Source organism: Mesorhizobium sp. P2_C4 (assembly GCF_056404575.1).
The window spans coordinates 135428-154901 of sequence record NZ_JBFUDT010000002.1; the positions used below are offsets into that span (position 1 = coordinate 135428).

Annotated in this window: 24 protein-coding genes; 6 read left to right on the forward strand and 18 right to left on the reverse strand. The window is 63.0% G+C overall.

Features of this window, described 5'->3' with window-relative positions; all coding sequences use genetic code 11:
• Positions 1–33 precede the first annotated feature (33 nt).
• On the reverse strand, positions 34–765 hold the full coding sequence (locus AC1DX6_RS07065; RefSeq protein WP_477312024.1) for an NUDIX hydrolase: 732 nt from the start codon (positions 763–765) through the stop codon (positions 34–36).
• 2 nt (positions 766–767) lie between these two features.
• On the reverse strand, positions 768–1880 hold the full coding sequence (locus tag AC1DX6_RS07070; protein ID WP_477312025.1) for an endonuclease/exonuclease/phosphatase family protein: 1113 nt from the start codon (positions 1878–1880) through the stop codon (positions 768–770).
• A 186-nt stretch (positions 1881–2066) separates the two neighbouring features.
• On the opposite strand from AC1DX6_RS07070, the gene AC1DX6_RS07075 reads away from it, so the two are divergent.
• A complete protein-coding gene (locus AC1DX6_RS07075; protein ID WP_477312026.1) occupies positions 2067–2639 on the forward strand; it encodes a BA14K family protein in 573 nt (190 codons plus the stop codon).
• A gap of 174 nt (positions 2640–2813) precedes the next feature.
• Positions 2814–3098, forward strand: coding sequence for a PilZ domain-containing protein (locus tag AC1DX6_RS07080; RefSeq protein WP_477312027.1), 285 nt, complete (start codon positions 2814–2816; stop codon positions 3096–3098).
• A gap of 41 nt (positions 3099–3139) precedes the next feature.
• Here the strand turns inward: AC1DX6_RS07080 and AC1DX6_RS07085 are convergent, their stop codons facing one another.
• A complete protein-coding gene (locus AC1DX6_RS07085; protein ID WP_477312028.1) occupies positions 3140–3754 on the reverse strand; it encodes a hypothetical protein in 615 nt (204 codons plus the stop codon).
• A 4-nt stretch (positions 3755–3758) separates the two neighbouring features.
• Complete coding sequence (locus tag AC1DX6_RS07090) at positions 3759–4280, reverse strand: hypothetical protein (RefSeq protein WP_477312029.1); 522 nt, start codon at positions 4278–4280, stop codon at positions 3759–3761.
• Between the two features lie 73 nt (positions 4281–4353).
• Between AC1DX6_RS07090 and AC1DX6_RS07095 the strand changes: the two genes are divergently transcribed.
• Complete coding sequence (locus tag AC1DX6_RS07095; RefSeq protein ID WP_477312030.1) at positions 4354–4713, forward strand: hypothetical protein; 360 nt, start codon at positions 4354–4356, stop codon at positions 4711–4713.
• A gap of 12 nt (positions 4714–4725) precedes the next feature.
• Here the strand turns inward: AC1DX6_RS07095 and AC1DX6_RS07100 are convergent, their stop codons facing one another.
• From AC1DX6_RS07100 to AC1DX6_RS07120, 5 genes are all read right to left on the reverse strand, one after another.
• On the reverse strand, positions 4726–5694 hold the full coding sequence (locus tag AC1DX6_RS07100; RefSeq protein ID WP_477312031.1) for a DUF3592 domain-containing protein: 969 nt from the start codon (positions 5692–5694) through the stop codon (positions 4726–4728).
• A gap of 249 nt (positions 5695–5943) precedes the next feature.
• Positions 5944–6222, reverse strand: coding sequence for a hypothetical protein (locus AC1DX6_RS07105; RefSeq protein ID WP_477312032.1), 279 nt, complete (start codon positions 6220–6222; stop codon positions 5944–5946).
• 138 nt (positions 6223–6360) lie between these two features.
• Positions 6361–7380: a ketol-acid reductoisomerase gene (gene ilvC / locus AC1DX6_RS07110; protein ID WP_477312033.1), complete on the reverse strand. Its 1020-nt coding sequence runs from the start codon at positions 7378–7380 to the stop codon at positions 6361–6363.
• A 25-nt stretch (positions 7381–7405) separates the two neighbouring features.
• The gene (locus tag AC1DX6_RS07115) at positions 7406–8056 is read right to left on the reverse strand and encodes a TetR/AcrR family transcriptional regulator (protein WP_477313625.1); all 651 of its coding nucleotides are present in this window, start codon (positions 8054–8056) and stop codon (positions 7406–7408) included.
• Between the two features lie 155 nt (positions 8057–8211).
• Positions 8212–8670, reverse strand: coding sequence for a MarR family winged helix-turn-helix transcriptional regulator (locus AC1DX6_RS07120; RefSeq protein WP_477312034.1), 459 nt, complete (start codon positions 8668–8670; stop codon positions 8212–8214).
• 99 nt (positions 8671–8769) lie between these two features.
• On the opposite strand from AC1DX6_RS07120, the gene AC1DX6_RS07125 reads away from it, so the two are divergent.
• Entirely contained in the window at positions 8770–9075 is a 306-nt protein-coding gene (locus tag AC1DX6_RS07125; protein WP_477312035.1) for a Rieske (2Fe-2S) protein, read from the forward strand.
• 1 nt (position 9076) lies between these two features.
• On the forward strand, positions 9077–9808 hold the full coding sequence (locus tag AC1DX6_RS07130; RefSeq protein WP_477312036.1) for a glutathione S-transferase family protein: 732 nt from the start codon (positions 9077–9079) through the stop codon (positions 9806–9808).
• Here the strand turns inward: AC1DX6_RS07130 and AC1DX6_RS07135 are convergent.
• Both AC1DX6_RS07135 and AC1DX6_RS07140 read right to left on the reverse strand, forming a co-directional pair.
• Positions 9756–10994 carry an FAD-dependent oxidoreductase gene (locus AC1DX6_RS07135; RefSeq protein WP_477312037.1) on the reverse strand — a complete coding sequence of 413 codons (1239 nt, stop codon included), beginning with the start codon at positions 10992–10994 and terminating at the stop codon, positions 9756–9758. The genes AC1DX6_RS07130 and AC1DX6_RS07135 overlap by 53 nt on opposite strands.
• A gap of 71 nt (positions 10995–11065) precedes the next feature.
• Positions 11066–11476, reverse strand: coding sequence for a winged helix-turn-helix transcriptional regulator (locus AC1DX6_RS07140; RefSeq protein WP_477312038.1), 411 nt, complete (start codon positions 11474–11476; stop codon positions 11066–11068).
• Between the two features lie 139 nt (positions 11477–11615).
• Between AC1DX6_RS07140 and AC1DX6_RS07145 the strand changes: the two genes are divergently transcribed.
• Positions 11616–12509: an SDR family oxidoreductase gene (locus tag AC1DX6_RS07145; protein WP_477312039.1), complete on the forward strand. Its 894-nt coding sequence runs from the start codon at positions 11616–11618 to the stop codon at positions 12507–12509.
• A gap of 41 nt (positions 12510–12550) precedes the next feature.
• On the opposite strand, the gene AC1DX6_RS07150 is transcribed toward AC1DX6_RS07145, so the two are convergent.
• The 7 genes from AC1DX6_RS07150 to nthA all read right to left on the reverse strand — a co-directional run bounded on the left by AC1DX6_RS07150 (position 12551) and on the right by nthA (position 19451).
• On the reverse strand, positions 12551–13591 hold the full coding sequence (locus tag AC1DX6_RS07150; RefSeq protein ID WP_477312040.1) for an SDR family oxidoreductase: 1041 nt from the start codon (positions 13589–13591) through the stop codon (positions 12551–12553).
• Between the two features lie 34 nt (positions 13592–13625).
• Positions 13626–15545, reverse strand: a complete 1920-nt coding sequence (locus tag AC1DX6_RS07155) for a potassium transporter Kup (RefSeq protein WP_477312041.1) — start codon at positions 15543–15545, stop codon at positions 13626–13628.
• A gap of 103 nt (positions 15546–15648) precedes the next feature.
• Positions 15649–16389: a pyridoxine 5'-phosphate synthase gene (locus tag AC1DX6_RS07160; protein ID WP_477312042.1), complete on the reverse strand. Its 741-nt coding sequence runs from the start codon at positions 16387–16389 to the stop codon at positions 15649–15651.
• A gap of 135 nt (positions 16390–16524) precedes the next feature.
• On the reverse strand, positions 16525–17652 hold the full coding sequence (locus AC1DX6_RS07165; RefSeq protein WP_477313627.1) for an ATP-dependent DNA helicase: 1128 nt from the start codon (positions 17650–17652) through the stop codon (positions 16525–16527).
• Between the two features lie 158 nt (positions 17653–17810).
• Positions 17811–18221: a nitrile hydratase accessory protein gene (locus AC1DX6_RS07170; protein ID WP_477312043.1), complete on the reverse strand. Its 411-nt coding sequence runs from the start codon at positions 18219–18221 to the stop codon at positions 17811–17813.
• On the reverse strand, positions 18190–18849 hold the full coding sequence (gene nthB, locus AC1DX6_RS07175; protein ID WP_477312044.1) for a nitrile hydratase subunit beta: 660 nt from the start codon (positions 18847–18849) through the stop codon (positions 18190–18192). Before nthB ends, AC1DX6_RS07170 begins: the two co-directional genes overlap by 32 nt.
• Positions 18846–19451, reverse strand: coding sequence for a nitrile hydratase subunit alpha (gene nthA / locus AC1DX6_RS07180; RefSeq protein WP_477312045.1), 606 nt, complete (start codon positions 19449–19451; stop codon positions 18846–18848). The genes nthB and nthA overlap by 4 nt, the downstream gene beginning before the upstream one ends.
• Between the last annotated feature and the right edge of the window lie 23 nt (positions 19452–19474).

A 19474-nucleotide genomic window follows, 5' to 3' on the forward strand; every position in this document is an offset into this window, starting at 1 on the left:
ATCAACCTGACGACGGGTCACTGATCGGCGACATCACAGGTCAGGGTCCTGTTCACCACTCGCAAAATGCCACTCGATCAGCGGCCTCATGTGCGGCGATAGCCCGTCCGGCAAGTCGGCGGCATGGCGGACGATCACCGGCCCCTCGATCTCCGGATCCGTCTCGGTCGCGACGAAGGCATTGATGCGCCGGGCGATCTCATCGGCCGGCTCGTCGACGTGATAGCGGCGGAAGAGGACCGTGCCGGTCGCGGTCGACAGCGTATGGTAGCGCTTGCCGCGCGCAGCTGTCGTCAAGTCAAGCCCGGTCTCCTCGCGCACTTCGCGGATCATGTTGAAATCGACGTCGACAACGCCGTCGCGAAAATCGATCGGCTCGAACGATCCGGCGGCGAAGTAGACACTGCCGGCACCCACCGTGTGCTGGCCCATGCGGATCGCCACCAGCGCATTGTCGCTAGCGACCAGCATGGCGTGGCCATAGGCATGCTCGGCGCCGGTCCCCTGCCGGTTCTTGCGCCACAGCATGAAGGTCGAGTACTTGACCGCGTGGCACCGCCCGGCAAGACGGTTGTCGCGCCAGGCGAGTGCCGAAAGCAGCACCACGGTGCCGTCGAATAGTGCCGGTTTGGCCGCTGTCTCATGCCGCCAGTTGTCGGCAATGGCTTGCGCATTGTCGCGCTCGAAAGGATGCGGGCCGGGGTCGAGCCGGACGTCGACTTCGTCGACCGGCAGGATGACATTGCGCGGCAGGTCGAAGCTCACGTTCAGACCATGTCCAGGGTGATCGCCACCGGGCAATGATCGGACGCCTTCGGCCGGTCCCAGCCGGCGCGCGGAAAGCGCTCCACCGCCTGTCCCGCCGGAAATATGGTGCGCCAGGGTTGGCCGTTGCGGATGATGTCGGGAACCGCCGTCGCGTTGCTTGCGGCGAGCCCCTTCGACAACAGGATATAGTCGAGCTGGCACAGATGCCGCTCTTCCGGTCCGCGTGTGTGGTAAAAGCTCCAGCGGTCCATTTCCGGCCGCCGCTCGACGACGTTTTCGCAAAAGCCGCCGGCGGTCAGCACGTTGAGGCAGGACTGGCTCTCGTCGATTACCGTGAAGCGGTAGCCATCGATATTGTCGCCCTCGATCTTCACCCGTTGCCGGTAGTCGTTCATGTCGCCGCAGATCGCCCAGCGCTTGTCGGCGGCGTGGTCCTTGCTGAAACGCTCTTCGATAATGCGGCGTACCGCTTGCGCCTCGGCGATGCGCACCGGCATCGTCGCCTCGCGCCCATCGAGACCGTTGCGCGGCGAGCCCATCGATTTGAAATGCACGAGGTAAAGCGTCAGTGGCACGCCGCCCACGGTCACGTCGATTTCCAGGCAGTCGCGCCGGAAGATGCGCTCATTGGCCTGGTTTCCCAGTGCCGCCAGCTCCGGCGTGTGGAGGCCGAACTGCTCGAACGTGACGTAGGCATGGCTGGTCATGCGCACGAATTCGATCGGCTGGCCCTGCGCGGTCTCGTTGCGCATCATCACGGCAACGTCGATGCCGCGCGAATCATTGCCGGCGGTTGTGTATTTCTGCCGGTAGCCCTGCCCCACCATCTTGAACAGATAGCCGTATTCGAAGGCCTTCAGCGCCTCGATATTGTCGACCTCCTGCATGCAGATGATGTCCGCGCGCGTTGCAGCTATGGCCAGCGCCGTCAGCTGACGTGTGTCGTCGGACTGCGCGATGGCGCGAGCCTGCTCGAGCATCTTGTATTCGGCCTCGCTCTGGATATCGAAAAGCGCCAGCGTGCGGTCTTCGTTGAGCTGGTTGCGGTAGCCGGAGAAATCGAACCTGTTCATCAGGTTTTCGACGTTGAAGGTGGCAAGGCGCAGCGACATGACCGTGACCTTTGCCTGCACGCGGGCACGAAGACAAGCGGGCACGAAGACAAGGGGGCCTGCTTCCATGCCCGTCATGGTTGATGGAACCTTTCCGTTCATCCTCCGTTCAGACGAGAAGTTCCATCAATAGGGTTCTTCCCCGGGGTATTCTGGGCGTGGGGCCTGTATCTCTAGGAGAGTGCGATGAACTCGCTCTTTTTGTCTTCTGTCCGGTCCGGGGTAATGACCCTCGGTCTTTTGGCGAGCCTGACGGCCCCATCCCTGGCCGGGCCTATCCTGCAACCCGATCTATCGGTCCCGGCCAATGCCGCGGCGCCGGAAATCACACCTGTCCGCGACGAGTGGGCCGGCAACGGCCCCAACAGCCAAATCGAGGAGGATTGGCGCTGGCGCCGTCACGATGGCCGTCGGTGGTCCAACAATTTTGGCGAGCGCCGTTTCACCCGGTCGAACGATTGGGACAATGGCAACTGGGACAACGGCAACGACGACTGGCGCTGGCGGCGCCACCACCATCGCCGTCATTTCAACGATTCCTCGATCTATTTCGGCCTCGGCCTCGGAATACCTGCCTACCAGTACTACAACAACTATCAGTATGTTGAGCCGGCACCGCGCCGCCACTATCGGACGCAGCGGCTTTCAAGCGCCCATGTTCAGTGGTGCTACGATCGCTACCGGTCGTATCGCGCCTGGGACAACAGCTTCCAGCCTTACAACGGCCCGCGCCAGCAGTGCTGGTCGCCCTATAGCTGAGCAGGCAGCCTGGCGAACTCCCTACGGCGCCGCGCATCGCGGCGCCGTTTTCGTCAACAGGCACCAGAAAATCCGCGCAGCATCATCGACGCTAACGCTATGTTTATCCGGCAGGTCTATCGATCTGTCGATCAAACCGCTCCCCATGCGACGATCGCCCGGGATTTTTGTGCGATGGCCGACGACGAACACAGAGACAAACGCAGGCAGCGCGTCCTCAAGGGCGCGACGATCCTGACCGGTCTGACCAATTCCGAGGTCAAGTGCACGGTGCGCAACATGCATGCCGGCGGCGCCGAGCTGAAAGTGGCGATAGACGCGCGCGTGCCGGACGAATTCCTGCTCTACGTGCCAACCGACGGCATCGGCTACAAGGCCGTGGTCCGCTGGCGCCGCGACGACCGCATCGGGGTGGTGTTCGCCGGCACCGAGCCAAAACCTCACTGGCATTACGGCTGAGCGCCCGGGAAGCGCGGTCGTTGCAGCCGGAGAACGCGCTTTTAGCCCGGCGGCAGGATTTTCAGCGTCTGCTCGTCAAACAAGGGTTCGTCCTGGCCGACGCGAACAAACAGCAGTCTGCTGGGTTCGGATGATTGCAGCTCGAAATACTGGATGCCGTCGGGGGCTTCACCCCATTCGCCGCAAGGCGGCTCGCCAACCTCATCGGGATTGGCGAGCGCCTTCAACTCCTTGGCATAGGCGGCGTTGGGGCTGAAAGTGTACCGGGTGACGCCCGCGGGCGTGGTCCCTTCAGTGTAGCGAATGAGCTCGCAGTGGTTGGCGATAGCCTTGTCGGTCTTTTCCTGGAATATGCGCTGCAATGCAGCCTTTGCGGTTTCGCTGGGCCGGACGTCGAAGACCTCGACCAGCGGATCGGCCGCGCCGCCATCGCTGTATTTGATGGCTAGTGCCGTGCCGACAAACTCGAAATGGATCTGGCGAAAGCCGAAATCGCAGCGCTGCACCCAGGCGGCAAGCCCGACGCCCTGGTCCGCCAGCCTCTCCCAGGCGCATTTGTCGACAGGCGGGCGCGATGGCTTGCCTTTGGCGGCATGCGCCCCGCCAGACATGGCCACAAGCGCCAGCAGGGCAAAAATCCGGGCGAACAATCTCATGCTTCTATTCATCGCTGCATCCAGTCAAAGTGAAGGCATCCCAGGCCGCGCTGTCGGGATTGGCATTGGCAAAGTCGGGCCATTCGACAAAGGTCGCACCGAAGTCGGGCAACAACAGCCCGGTCGGCGCCGGCGACGCGTCGTGGGCGTTCAATTGCTCGGCGCCCCCTGCGTTCAAGGTATAGACCTGCCCTTCCCACACCCGGCAGAGTCCGCTGCCATCCTCGCGGCCGGCGTCACGGTCATCGTCCGTGCAGGGATGGCGGATCGTGCCCAGCGGAAAAGAATTCTTGCCATTGGTCCAGGTGATGTCGGAAGGTAAACGAATATCGGTATTGGGCACCGTCAGAGAGAACACCTCGGTGGTCAATGCCGCCGGCTCGTTGGCGATGGGCCGGAACTGCATGGTCGCCCCCGAGCGCGGTTCGCGATAGGTAGCGTGGCTCAACAGACATTCTTTTGCATTCGCGACCTGCAACAGGCTGAGCATGCTCAGAACGATGACGCCTGTCTTGCGGATGATCATTGATTTCCCCCGTGAAGCATCAAGCGTGTAGCATCCGACCAGGGTCGTGGCCAAAGGGAAAGAAAATCCGGCGATGCAGCGTCTGATGGTGATGATCTCGATAGGCGCATTTCTCAGCGGCCCTGCCCTCGGCGCCGAGCCCTATGTCGGCACCTGGTCCCGCGATAGACTGAACTGCACAGCTGCCGCCGATGTCCAGCGCCAGACCGTCTACACTCTGTACCGGAAAGCCCTTTCGGCTCCCGATCTCGGCTGCGAAAAGGCGAAATTCCGCAAGGACGCCACAGGCTGGCTGGTGCGGGCGAGCCAGTGCTACGGCTCCGATCCATCGGCCGAAGAGCCGTTCTCCCGTGTCATTCATATCGTTACCGACGGGGCGATGCTGCGGTTGACCTGGCCTGGCTTCGACAGCGGACCGCTGGTCCGATGCTGAAGACAGTCGATCCTAGATAAACCCGACGAGCAGTGCTGCTCCGCCAAGGAAGCCGGCAGCGCAGACCCAGAGAATCCAGAGACCCCATACCTTGCATTCGAGCACGGCGGCGGCGGGATTTGAGGGATCATAGTGCACGTCGACCTTGCTGCCCTCGATGTAGCGCTTCGAATGGCCGCCGACGAGGCTTGGCAGCGTGGCCGTCAGTGTTGCACCGAAGGCGACGCGATCGGCGCTGTAGCGCTGGCCGGCGACGCTATAGCTGTAGACGATGCGAGATTTGAAGACCGTGCGCCAGGAGCGGTAACTGCTGCTGCGAGTTTGAAATTCCTGCAGGCCGGACGTGTCGATGCGTCCCGCAGTGACAGGCCATTTGGCCGCCTGTTCGGCCAGCGACTTCTGGGCAAAGCCCATGCGCAGGATGAACAATCCCATAACAAGCAACAGCACCGCGGCGCCAAGATTCTGCGGCTTGGGCAAATGCGGCCCGATCGCATCCAGCGCACCGCCAACGGAGAAGACCAGCACAAGCGCGCCAACCACCAGCCCTGCCGAGAGCGTGGCCATGAACTTGAACGCGCCTTCAGGCATGGTGCGCTCGATCACGGCCTTGGCCGGGTCGCGTGGGTTGTAAAAAACGGTAACTGCGGCCCCCTTGGGAAACCGCGCGAGGGTTTCAGGCACCTCGAAATTTCCGAGATTCTCCTGCACGCTGTAATGCGAACTTTGAAATGACTTGCCGCCCACCTTGTACTGGAAGGTGATCGCCGGAAAATTGCGGATCTCGGTCGAACCCCTGCTGTCCGAGCCGGATCCCGAACTGGTCACCTCGCGCGCCTCTACCCGTGACGAGATGATCTTGCCCGGCGTCGGCAACCATCGGCTGACCGCCTGCACCTCGCGCCACTTCAACAACGTCACAAGGCTGAGCCCACCGGCAACCAGGCATGCGAACCCGATCAGCAAAAACTTGATATCCAACACTCACCCCCTGGCACTGCCTGCCCAGGACCAATCGTGATGTCGATTGGTCCTACCCTGCACACGCATAGCACGGATGGTGAGAACGACGCGTCTGTTCAAAAAACCTTGGAGAGATCGCGCCCAGAGCATGATCCCGAAAAGTGGGGACCGGTTTTCTCGGACAAAAACGGGAACCGTTTTGTCCAGAGATCATACTCAAACAAAGAGATAGAGCCCCATCCCGATGCCATCGGGATGGAACAGGCTCTAGTCGACGAATTCGACGCCGACAAGCGTCATCGAGCGCCAGCACACGCGCGCCGCACGAATCCGTTCGGCACCGTTGACCGCCAACTCGAACCCGGAGGGCACGCCGGTTGCATCGCCGAAGCTCAGCAGCGTCCCATTTTCGGACTCATTGCGCACGACGCCTTCCATCGTGCCAAAGCCTCTGTTGAAGCGCAGCGTGGCGCCCTTGAGCGCACGTCGCCGCTGTTCTGAACGGCGCTCGTCGAAAAACGCCTTGCCGCCGACTGTTATGTTCATCGTTTCGGTCCCATTGTCCTTGAGAGCGACGTTGCGAGTTTCGTGCCAGTACATTTGTACCGGAATGGCACAACCAGGACGCGAAAAAAGCCGGCGGATCGCTCCGCCGGCTTTTCCATACGATCGTAAAATCGCGAATTAATTCTTGGCCTTGTCGACCAGCTTGTTCTTGGAAATCCACGGCATCATCGCGCGCAGCTTGGCGCCGACTTCCTCGATCTGGTGGCTGTCATTGTTGCGGCGGATGCCCTTGAAGCGCGACATGCCGGCGCGGTATTCCTGCATCCATTCCGAAGTGAACTTGCCGGTCTGGATGTCCTTCAGCACGCGCTTCATCTCGGCCTTGGTGTCGGCGGTGATGATGCGCGGACCCGAGACATACTCGCCCCATTCGGCGGTGTTCGAGATCGAGTAGTTCATGTTGGCGATGCCGCCTTCATAGATCAGGTCGACGATCAGCTTGACCTCGTGCAGGCACTCGAAATAGGCCATCTCCGGCGCGTAGCCGGCTTCCACCAGCGTCTCGAAACCGGCACGGATCAGCTCGACCAGGCCACCGCACAGCACCACCTGCTCACCGAACAGATCGGTTTCGCACTCCTCGCGGAAATTGGTCTCGATGATGCCCGAACGGCCGCCGCCGACGCCGCAGGCGTAGGACAGAGCGAGGTCGAGCGCGTTGCCCGAGGCGTCCTGGTTGACGGCGACCAGGCACGGCACGCCGCCGCCCTTCTGGTATTCGCCGCGCACCGTATGGCCAGGGCCTTTCGGCGCGATCATGACGACGTCGACGGTCGACTTCGGCTCGATCAGGCCGAAATGCACGTTGAGGCCGTGGGCGAAGGCGATCGCCGCGCCGTCACGAATGTTCGGCGCGATCTCGTTTTTGTAGATGTCGGCCTGCAATTCGTCAGGCGTCGCCATCATCATCAGGTCGGCCCATTTGGCGGCTTCCGCCACGCTCATCACCTTGAGACCGTCGGCCTCGACCTTCTTGGCGGTCGCCGAGCCGGCCTTGAGGCCGATGGCGATCTCCTTGGCGCCGGAATCCTTGAGGTTGAGCGCATGCGCCCGGCCCTGGCTGCCATAGCCGATGATGGCGACCTTCTTGCCCTTGATCAGGTTGAGATCGGCGTCGCGATCGTAATAAACACGCATCTTTTGCTTCCTTCCCGTTTGAAGATCAGAGGCCTTGCGGCCCGGTTTTTGCTCCGTAGAGAGCGAGAAACTGCTGCGTCGCCCGGGCGGCATCGCCGCCGATTGCCGCGTCAGTCGATTCCAGCCGGTCGCCGAGCAGCAGACGGATCTGCACATCGCGGGCGACCAGCCCGAAAAAAGTCCGGAACGCCGTTTCGGCATCCGTAAAGTCGAGCACCCCGGCTTGCTTGCCGGCCTCCAGCACCGGCTTCAGCCGCCTGGCCAGCGCGAAGCGGCCATTCTCCAGCACGATGGCGCCGAGATCGTCCTTGCCGGAACCGGCATGACCAACCGCCACGCGGTTGAGCGCGATCGAGGTGTCGCTCGAAATCACCTTGAGCCAGTCGCAGGCGAAGCGCTCGAGGCTCGCCGTCAGCGAGGCGAGATCGAGACCCTTGCGGTCGACCTGTGCCACGCGCACTTTCGAGGCCTGCCACTGCACGGTCGCCGTCAACAGCCCGTCGCGGTCGCCAAACCATTTGTAGAGCGTTTCCTTGGAACAGCTTGCCCGCCGCGCCACGGCGGTCATGGTCAAATGATCGCCCTCCTCGACCAGCAGGCGCAACGCCGCGTCCAGCACGGCCTGCTGCCGTTCTGTCAGCGCTTCGCTGCTGTCGATGTCGGCGCTTGCCTGCAACAAAACTTCTTCCTGCCCGATGATGTCTGGAGGTCTCGCCCAGAGGCGTACCGTACGTTACGGTTCGGCATATTGCGCAATCCGACGATCCACGCAAGAGCCGATAAGGAAAAAATCGTCGATGCCAGGCGCACAATGCCCGTTCGGGCCTTGGCTCAGTCGCCTGCGGGTGGAAGGCGCAGCCGTCCAAGCAAGCCCGACAAGGTGTCGAGTTCATCCTGTGAAAGCCTGGCGCCGACCAGCTCAGTGATCGACTTTCCGTAGACAGTCCACATCTTACGACGCGTCTCGCGGCCCTTGGCGGTGATGCGAATGGTCTGGCCGCGGCCGTCATCGGCAACCCTGAGCTTCTCGACCAGCCCGTCGGCCTCGAGCCGCGCCAATAGCCGCGAGATGTTGTACTGCGCAAACAAGGTGCGCTCGATCAGCTGGAACGGCCGCAGCCCACCCTCGCCCGCCTCGGCAAGCTCATGCAGCACGTCGTACCAGGCAAGCGGCGGCAGGCCGCCGGCCTTCAGCGCCTCTTCAGCGCTTTCCACTAGCTGGCGTGAAACCCGCATGAGGCGGGCCCAGCCCTTGACGGCCGCGGGCGAAGGCATGGCTTTTTCTGTCATCGCAGTATCCTAGTCGATAGATGCAATTGCATCAAGCTTGACGATCGATGCATATGCATCTATATAGATGCAATTGCATTAACTCGAAGGGCAATTCCGATGAAACACGAAATCTGCAAACTCGCCGACATCCCGCAAACAGGCAGCCTGATCGCGCCGTTCTTCGGCCGCGAGGTGCATGTCTATCGCAGCGGCGACCGCATCCGCGCCGCCGCCAATGTCTGTCTGCACTTCGGCGGGCCGCTCGACTGCAAGGACGGCAAGCTCGTCTGCCAGTGGCACGGTGCCTCGTTCGATATGGAAAGCGGCGACCGCCTCGAAGGCCCGGCGCCCAAAACCTCCCGGCTGATGTTCCTCTCCACCCGCGTCGAGGACGGCGCCTTGAACTATGTCTGGGGAGAATGAGATGACCGACAAGCTCATCCTCGTCAGCCATCATCTTTGCCCCTATGTGCAGCGCGCCGCGATTTCACTGGCCGAGAAGGGCGTGCCGTTCGAACGCATCACCATCGATCTGGCCAACAAGCCGGCCTGGTTCAAGGCGATGTCGCCGCTCGGCAAGGTGCCGCTGCTGATCGTCCGGCATGACGGCGACGAAACGGTGATTTTCGAATCGGCTGTTATCCTCGAATTCCTCGAGGAAACACAGGCCAACCCGCTCCACCCTGCCGACCCCTATGCCCGCGCCCGGCACCGCGCCTGGGTCGAATTCGGCTCGGCAACCCTGAACGCCATCGGCCGCTTCTATTCGGCGCCGACGCAAGGATCTCTGCTTGCCGAAAGCGAAGCGCTGTCGGCGATGTTCGATCGTCTTGAAGCCGAACTGGCGGATGGTATCGATCGGTCAGGGCCATGGTTCGCCGGCGAGCACTTTTCACTCGTCGATGCGGTCTATGGCCCGGTCTTCCGCTATTTCGACGCCTTCGACCGCATCGGCGATTTCGGCATCCTGAGCGGCAAGCCGCTTGTCCAGGCCTGGCGCAAGGCATTGGCCGAACGCCAGTCCGTGAAGAACGCCGTCGCCCCCGACTATCCGCAGCGCCTTGATGCCTTCCTGCTGGCCAAAGGCTCGCAGCTGTCGGCCCTCATTCGCCGAAACGATCCGGCCACCGCGCTTCAACGAGCCCGATCCGCCTGAACGGATCGATCACGGTTCCGGCCACCATCGAGGCGAGCAACTGTGGCGCCGGCGGGATTTTTGCGATGGTCGCCACCAGCCTGTCGCGGATGAAGGGCAGCGCCACGGAGTCCGACTGATAAAATGGCGTGAAGGCCAGCGACAGCGCCTGGAAGATGCGCACATGCCAGCGCCGCGCCCTTACATAGGCCTCCAGAGCGGCATCGACACTGTTGTGCCGTGCAAGCGCATGGCTGAGCGCGGCGGCGTCGAGCAGCGCCATGTTGGCGCCTTGCCCCAGTTGCGGGCTGGTCGAATGTGCCGCGTCGCCGATGACCGCCAATCGCCGGCCGGCCGGCAGCTTCATCGTGTGATGGCCGTAGCGCGCCAGCGAAAGCTGGTCGAAACTGTCGATCTGGCTGGTGAAAGCCTCGCTTTCAGGCCACAGCCGGACCACCCTTTCCGTCCAGGCGTCCAGGCCGCGGGCGCGCACGTCATCGACGTCCGCCGGCTTGAGACTCCAGAAGAAGGCCGCCATCTTTTCAGCACCCGGCTCCGGCCGGCCGATCGGCAGCACACCAACCATCACGCTGGCTCTGTCGTAGCGCTGCAGCAGCGCGTGCTCATCAAAACCCTCGCCCCGCCAACCGAGCGAGGCCCAGAACGCGCCATAGATGAGCGGTCGCGGCTCACCCGAGCCTTTCACGCGCTGCCGCAGTCTCGAGCGCGAGCCGCTGGCATCGACGACGAGGTCGAACGGCCCTGCCCTTCGCCCATTGCCGCAGATCAGCGTTGCCCGCTCACCGGTTTCCAGCATCTCGATCTCGACCCCGGTTTCGATGGTGATCGCTTCGCGCAGGGCGGCACGGAAAAGCACACCGAACAGGGCCGCCCGATGCACCGCCAGCCCGAAACGGCGGCCACGCTGCGCATCGTAGCGAACGTCGAGCACGGTGCGGCCGGTACTGGCGTCCGCGCCATGGAGCCGATCGATGCGGCTGCCCAGCGCCAGGATGTCGTCGAGCAGGCCGAGATCGGCAAGCACCGTCAGCCCTGTCGGCTGCAGGATCAGCCCGGAACCGACCGGCTTCGGCTCCTCGAAGCGCTCGAAGACGGTGATCCGGTGCCCGGCGCGCTGCAGATAGAGCGCGGCGGCCAATCCGGCCGGCCCGGCGCCGGCAATCGCGATGTCGAGAGAAATGCCCATTGCCCGCCGAGTCTTGCCCCACCCGGACAATCCTTCAGCGGTGTCGCCAAATCAAGTTGCGGTCTGGACTTTCACGCTTGGTCGGTATCAAAAACAGCCCGTGCGTTGCGCACTGCATCGTGGTTGAGCTCGGCCCACTGGATCAGCTGATGCAAGGCGCCGAACATCGAGCGCCCGAGATCGGTGAGGCTGTATTCGACGCTTGGCGGTTTGGTTGGGAACACCTGGCGATGCACATAGCCGTCGCGCTGCAGATCGTGCAGCGTCTGGGTGAGCATGCGCTGTGAGATATCGGGCACCAGGCGGCGCAACTCGCCGAAGCGATAGGTTTTTTCGGCAAGCGCCATCATCAACAGCGAACTCCATCGGCTGCTGATACCCTGGATCACATCGCGCACCGGACAATCGGCAAGATTTCCGCCGCCGCTCTGCGCCTTGTAGATCTCGAGTTTCGACTTCAGATTGACGATGCTGCTGTCCACGCCTGGTTCCTTGCCTGTGCCTACCTCCCGTAAAACTGCCTTCTTTACGGGGGTCGGTCAATTCCTATTTTAGTGCTGGTCTCTTTTTGAGACTGGCATATAGGCACTCGCCGCTTCGGCGCAACGACAGGATCTCCCAATGACCGAAACCCTTCTCGTCACCGGCGCCGCCGGCCAGCTCGGCCGCGGCGTCATCAATCATCTCCTGGACACGCACAAGGTTGCGCCGGCGAACATCATCGCCACCACCCGCAATCCCGAAAGCCTCACCGATCTGGCGGCGCGCGGCGTCGTTGTCAGGGCCGCCGACTTCAACGACGCAGCCTCGCTGGAAAGCGCATTCAAGGGCGCTGACAGGGTGCTGATCATTTCGACCGGCGATCTCGACATCAAAACCGGCAGGCGTCTGAAGCAGCATGAGACGGCTGTGGCCGCTGCGAAGCAGGCGGGCGTTTCCCATCTGCTCTACACCTCGATGCCCAATCCGGAGCCGGGTTCACCGGTGCTGTTTGCCGGCGACCACTACGGCACCGAGCAGGCGATCAAGGCCAGCGGCATAGCCCATACGATCTTCCGCAACGGCTGGTACCAGGAGAACCTGTTTCTGGCGCTGCCGCACGCCATTGCCTCGGGACAATGGTACACGTCCGCAGGCGACGGCCGCGTCGCCCATGGCGCGCGCGACGACATGGCAGCAGCCATCGCCGCCGGCCTGGCTTCCGGCTCGACCGACAGCAAGACCTACACGCTGACCGGCCCACAAGCCTACACGACGGCCGAGATCGCCGCCCTGGTCAGCGAAGTCACCGGCAAGAAGCTGGAAGTCATCCAACTGCCCGAAGAGGCCCTGATCGAAGGCGTGAAAGCGGCCGGCGTTCCCGAGGAGTTCGCCAGCGTCATCGTTTCCTTCGACACCAACACGCGCTCAGGCCGCATCGACTTGGTGACGGACGCGGTTGAGACGTTGTCCGGCAGGAAGCCGCAAACGCTGAAGCAGTTCCTCGAGGCCAACAAGGTCGCCTTGGCCGGCTGAAGCCTGCGCTGCGGGGTGCCGAAGTTCGGCTCCCCGCACCACTATTTCGATGTCTTGGTCAACCCCAGTCGGATCAGGCTTTCGCCGGTTGCAACGATGGCCTCTTCCCGCGAGCGCGGCGCCCAGCCGAGCATCCGCATGGCCTTGGCCCCCGTCGCGTTCCTCGCCTTGCCCAGTTCCGTCACGATCTGGGCTGCTTGCCCGTCGAATAGTCCGACGATCCTCACCAGCCAATCCGGCAGCACCCGCGTCGGAACGCGCGACGCCGCATTGCCCAGCCGGGCCTTCAGCGTTTGTGCAATCTCCAGCATCGTCATGAAATCGCCGCTGATGGCCAGGAACCGCTCGCCCTTGGCCAGCGGATTGGTCATGGCACGCACATGCAGGTCCGCCACGTCCCGGACGTCGACCACGCCGAACAGCATGCGCGGCAGACCCGGCATTGCGCCGTCCATCAAGCGTCCTATGAACTCCGTGGAGGTCGAATGATCCGGTCCCAGGACCGGTCCGAAGATCCCGACCGGATTGACGACCGCCAGCTCCAAGGCGCCGCCTTGACCGGCAATGAAATCCCAGGCTGCGCGTTCGGCCAAGGTCTTCGACTTCACATAGGCGCTCACCTTTTCCGCCAGATTGGTCCAGTTCTCCTCAGTGAACGGACGGCCGGCAACCGGCGCCTGGCCATAGCCGACGGCGGCGAAGGACGAGGTGAGCACGACGCGCTTGACGCCGGCATCGCCTGCGGCCCGCAGCACGCGCATTGCCCCTTCGCGAGCCGGGATGATCAGATCGTCTTCATGCCTGGGCATATCGGGCGGGAACGGCGAAGCGACATGAAGGATGTAGTCGCATCCGGCGACGGCTTCCGGCCAACCCGTGTCGGTCGTCAGATCGGCATAGGCGAATGAAAGCGCTTCGCCGGGCTCGGTACCGCCGACCTTCAACATGGCGAGAACATCGGCTTCGCGCTTGGCTGAGCGCACCGTCGTGCGCACGCGGTAGCCCGCATTCAGCAGAGCCAGGATGCAGTGAGCGCCGAGGAAGCCGGAGCCACCGGTAACAAGCACCAATTCGCCGCTCATGCCCGCCCCCTCAAAAACTATTTGTTCGAGACCCTCAGATCGCCACCTGCGTTCCGATCTCGACCACACGTCCGGTCGGGATCTGGAAATACTCCGTCGCATCGGCCGCCGTGCGCGCCAGGCCGATGAACAGCCTGTCTTGCCACACCGGCATGCCGGAATTCGGCGACGCTTTCAGCGAGCGCCGCGACAGGAAGAACGACGTCGTCATGATGTCGAACTTCCAGCCCTGCTTGCGGCAGATCGCCAGCGCGCGCGGAATGTTGGGCTGTTCCATATAGCCGAAGGTCAGCGTCACCCGCATGAACAGCTCGTTGACCGTCTCCATCTTGACGCGGTCGCTGTCGGGCACCACGGGCTGCGGCGCCGTGACCACCGAAAGGATGACGTTCTGCTCATGCAGCACCTTGTAGTGCTTCAGGCTGTGCATCAATGCGGTCGGCGCGCTTTGCGGGTCGCTGGTCAGGAACACGGCCGTGCCGGACACTAGCTGCGGCTTCTTCTTCAGCAGATTGCCGGCGAGGAAATCGAGCGGGATCTCGTTCCTGCGCGTTTTGTCGAACAGATAGCGGCTGCCGCGCACCCAGGTCGCCATGGCGAGAACGATGGTGAAGGCCACTGCAAGCGAAGCCCAGCCGCCTTCGAACACCTTGACGATGTTGGAGGCAAAGAAGCCGACATCGATGAAGGCGAACAACGCCGTCAGGCTGATGGACAGCCAGGACGGCCATTTCCAGATCCGCGACATCACGACATAGAGCAGCACCGTCGTCACCAGCATGTTGCCGGTCACCGAGATGCCGTAGGCCGAGGCCAGTTTGCTGGATTCGCCGAAGCCGACCACCAGCAGCATCACCACCAGCGCCAGCAAAAGGTTGACGCGCGGCATGTAGATCTGGCCGGACTGCTTTTCCGACGTGTGCAGGATTTCCAGGCGCGGCAGCATATTGAGCTGCACCGCCTGCCGGGTCAGCGAGAAAGCGCCCGAAATCACCGCCTGGCTGGCGATGACGGTGGCGGCGGTCGCCAGCACCACCATCGGGATCAGCGTCCAGCCTTCGTTCATCTCGAAGAACGGATGGCCGACGACGCCGCCGTTGGCCAGCACGAAGGCGCCTTGGCCGACATAGTTGAGCAGCAGGCAGGGAAACACGATCGACAGCCAGGCAAGCACGATCGGCTTGCGCCCGAAATGGCCGAGATCGGCATACAGCGCCTCGGCGCCGGTGACGGCCAGGAAGATGGCGCCGATGGTGACGAAAGCGACGTCGGGCGAATGGATCAGGAACGCCACGATGTAATGCGGGCTGATGGCCAGCAGGATTTCAGGATCGCCGATGATGTGGTTGAGGCCGGACAGGCCGATGGCCAGGAACCAGACCGCCGTGACCGGGCCGAAGACCAGCGCCACGCCGCCGGTGCCGAAACGCTGCACCGCGAACACTATGGCGAGGATCAGCAGTGTCAGCGGCACCACATAAGGCTGGAACGCAGGGGTGACGACATTCATGCCTTCGACCGCCGAAAGCACCGAGATCGCCGGCGTGATGACGGCGTCGCCGTAAAACAGCGACGCGCCGACCATGCCGATGCCGAGGATCAACGCCGAGCGTGTCGGGAAACTGCCGCGCGCCAGCGCCATCAGCGACAGCACGCCGCCCTCGCCGCGGTTGTCGGCCCTGAGCACGAACATGATGTATTTGATGGTGACGATGATCGTCAACGACCAGATGATCAGCGACAGCACGCCGAGGATATCGCCTCGTTCGGCGACATTGCCGCCGGCCGAAGCATGCAATGCCTCGCGGAACGCATAGATCGGGCTGGTGCCGATATCGCCATAGACCACGCCGAGCGCGCCCAGCATCAACACCTTGGTGCTATGCTGTTCGATCTCTGGATGGCTCGATTGTTCGACGGGTTCTGCCTCACTACCAGTATTGGTAAGGGCCATGGACGACACTCCGATAAGCGCGCGGTGCTCTACGCTTGCTGCGATGCAATATCAAGTGCCCTCACGTAATGGCTGTCATACCGTAACGCCAGGGTTTCTCCCTCTACCACCCGCAGGCTTTCAGAAACCGCCCCACCGTGCCGGCCATGCCATACTCCAACGCATCGGCTGTCAACCCATGCCCGATTGACACTTCGGCCAAGGCCGGGATGCGCTTTGCCAGTGCCGGCAAGTTGTTCACCACCAGATCGTGCCCGGCATTGACCTGGAGCCCGACGGCAAGCGCTGCGTCAGCGGTTTTTCCCAATTTTTCCAGCTCCTTGGCCGCCCTGGCGGAATCGGAATGGCAGCTGCCATAGGGACCCGTGTAGAGCTCGATCCGGTCGGCGCCGGTATCACGCGCCGCCGTTATGCCTTCGGGATGCGAGTCGGAAAACAGCGACACGCGAATACCCGCCTTTTTCAAGCGTTTGACGATGGGCGTGAGGAACGCAGCCTCGGCGACAAAGTTCCAGCCATGGTCGGAGGTCGCCTGCGCCGGATCGTCTGGCACCAGCGTCACCTGTTCGGGCTGGTGCCTTTCCACCAGCGCCAGAAAATCTTCGTTCGGATAACCCTCGATGTTGAACTCCGCCTTGGGGAATTCGTCGTCGATCAGCGCCCTGATCTCCGGCAGGTCGGAGTGCCGCGTGTGCCGCTCGTCGGGGCGCGGATGCACCGTCAGCCCATGCGCGCCGGCGGCAAGTGCGAGGCGCCCGAGCCCGATCACGCTCGGCCATGGCAGGTCGCGCCGGTTGCGCAGCATGGCGATGGCATTGAGATTGACGGAAAGCTTTGCGGGCATGGCTTCGGGTCCGGTTCTTTTAGCAGCGCATCTATACTGCCTTTGATGGGAACAGACAGGGGGTTTCGGGTGTTCCAGTCGGGTATGTGCCCTGCAAGCTGAGGACAGCCATGAATTTTCTGGGCGTCGCGTCCGCTACCTGACGATGGTCAGCCGCTCGGCGGCGCGGGTGATGGCGGTGTAGAGCCAGCGCTGGCGGGTTTCCTTGAACGCCCAGCTTTCGTCGAAAAGCACGATCTCGTTCCATTGCGAGCCCTGCGCCTTGTGCACGGTCAGCGCATAGCCATAGTCGAAATCGTCAAACCGCTTCTTCTGTTGCCAGGGAATATCGGCGTCCGGATCCTCGAACGCCGACTTGAGCAGCTTGATCTTGGCAACGCCGCGGTCCGGATCGTCCTCTTCCGGCGACACCAGCAAATTGATGCCGGGCTTCACCGTCTCGCGCGACGAGGTCATCACCTTCCACAGCGAGCCGTTGAGCAGCCCCTTGGCCGGATCGTTGCGCAGGCAGACCAACTTGTCGCCGGCCTGCGGATAGTCGGCGTTGAAGCCCTTCAGTTCGCGCAGGCGCTGATTGTAGCGACGGCGCGTGCGGTTGGTGCCGACCAGCACCTGGTCCGCCTTCAGCACCAGCTCCTGGGTGACGTCTTCCTTGCCGATCACTTGCGCGGTGCCATAGTCGCCGCGCATGAACTCGCGGCCCTCGCGCACGTCGAGCGCCAATCGCAGGATCGGGTTGTCGCGCGCCTGGCGGTGGATTTCGGTGAGCAGAATGTCCGGCTCATGGTCGGTGAAGAAGCCGCCGCCGGAGATCGGCGGCAACTGGCCGGGATCGCCGAGCACGAGGATCGGCGTGCCGAAACTCATCAGGTCGCGGCCAAGCTGCTCGTCGACCATCGAGCATTCATCGATGACGACCAGTTTGGCGCGCGAGATCGGGCTTTGCCGGTTGAGCGAAAAGGTCGGCGTCATCGAGGTCTTGCCGGTAACCTCGTCCGACACAGATTCCTCGCCCTTGGGCCTGTAGATCAGCGAATGGATGGTGCGGGCATTGACCGCGCCCTTGGAACGCAGCACCTGCGCCGCCTTACCTGTGAAGGCGGCAAACTGCACCTGGCCGTCGACATGCTCGGCAAAATAGCGCGCCAAGGTCGTCTTGCCGGTGCCGGCATAGCCGAACAGCCGGAACAGTTGCGGCTGGCCGACCTTGAGCCAGCGGGCAACCGCCTGCAGCGCCTCATCCTGTTGGGGAGAGAATTCCATCAGCGCGAGAGACCGGATTCGCAAGGGAAAGACAAGTCGCCTGCCACCATAGATATTATCGGAGACGACCGCAGCGCCTCAAAGTCAGGCTATCAGGCGCAGATGAGAACGTAAAGGGAACAAACAATCGAGCCGCGACGACCTGTCCGGCCGGACCGCTACGATCTTCGGTCGACTTGGGCATGACCTTCGGTCGGCCCGGGGTCGTTCTCCAGCAGGATCGGCTTGCCATGCGGCGTCGCATGCGCGGCGCGCTCCCAGGCGGCGGCAAGTGTGTCGACGTCACCCTTGCCGGCGACGCCTTTGGCCGCCAGCAGTGTTTCCAGCGCCGCCAGCCAGTGCTCGTAGTAATCGTGGCCGTCTGCCGCGGCGCCCAGCTGCTTGACCTCGGCGGACAAGGCGTCCGCCCACTCGGTCCACGAAAACAGGCCTTTGTCGTGCAGCGCTATTGTCATGGCGAAAGCCTCCGCTTGCCATGGCTCGGCGAAGACCGGCGCATCCACGCCTCCAGGCAAACCGGCAGCGGTTGAGTTCACCTCATGCCGGCTCAAGATAGCTCTCCCAGGCATCGATCGAGACGGTCAGCGTCGGGTCGGCCCCCTCGCCCCAGATTTCCGAACCATCAAAGACCACCGTATAGACCCATTGCGGATTTTCGCCCTGCCCGCGCGCATTGCTGTCGGGAAAGACAAAACCGTCGCGCACGGCCTCGATGACGCCTTGCTTGCCGCGCGCATAGCGCGGCAGCCGCGTGTGGCCGGTCGGATTGAAGTTCTTGGTGCGCACGGGCTGCCCAGCTTTGAATCGCGCCGGCGTCGCAACCGGCCGGTCGCACGGCCCGCCCTTGGCCAGCACCGCCGGCACGTTTTCCGCCTTCAGCACCCGTTTGGGTGTCGCGGCGGGATCGACCGCCTTGCCAGCTGCGAGATCGCGCTCACTGATGAAGCCATGCCGCTTGAGCAGCACCTCCAGCGCCTTGATCCAGATCTGGTAATAGCTGGAGGCATAATAGACGGCCGGATGCAGCGATTCCCTGGCATGCCGGCTCTCATCGATGTTCCAGGCGCCCATGGCGCCGGCAGTGAGCGTCACGCCAAGCGCCCGCCTCTGCCATGCGGCATGGAAATAGGGTTCGTCCGTTTCAGGCGCGACTGGCCCAAAACCCATCTGCCCGCCGAGATCGTGCGGGCCGTTCATGCCGGCTCTCGCGCCAGCGCCGTGCCGATCATCGCGTCGCGGGTCACCAGATCGGCCAGCCGCTCCTCGCTCCAGCCTTCGGTACCCTCGGGCCGCATCGGCACCACGAGATAGCGCAGCTCGGCAGTCGAATCCCAGACGCGGATCTTTTTCGCCGCCGGCAATGTCAGCCCGAATTCCTCGAGCACGCCGCGCGGATCGATCACCGCGCGCGAGCGATAGGGCGGCGCCTTGTACCAGACCGGCGGCAGGCCGAGCACCGACCACGGATAGCAGGAGCACAGCGTGCAGACGACGAGATTGTGGGTCTCATCGCTGTTGAACACCGCCTGCATGTGCTCGCCTTGCCGGCCGGTATAGCTCAGCGATTCGATCGCCGCCGTCGCATCGCGCTTCAGCCAGGCGGCGAAGTCGGCGTCGACCCACGCCTTGGCCACCACCCTGGCGCCGTTGCGGGGGCCGATTTTCGTCTCGTAGGTGTCGACGATGACGTCGATCGCCGCCGGATCGATCAGCCCCTTCTGGGTGAGGATCGTTTCCAGCGCGCGCACCCGCGCGGCAAAGGGGTCGAGTTCGTTGTCGTGGTCATGATCGTGTGCCATGGCCGCAAATTACGGTCGCGGGC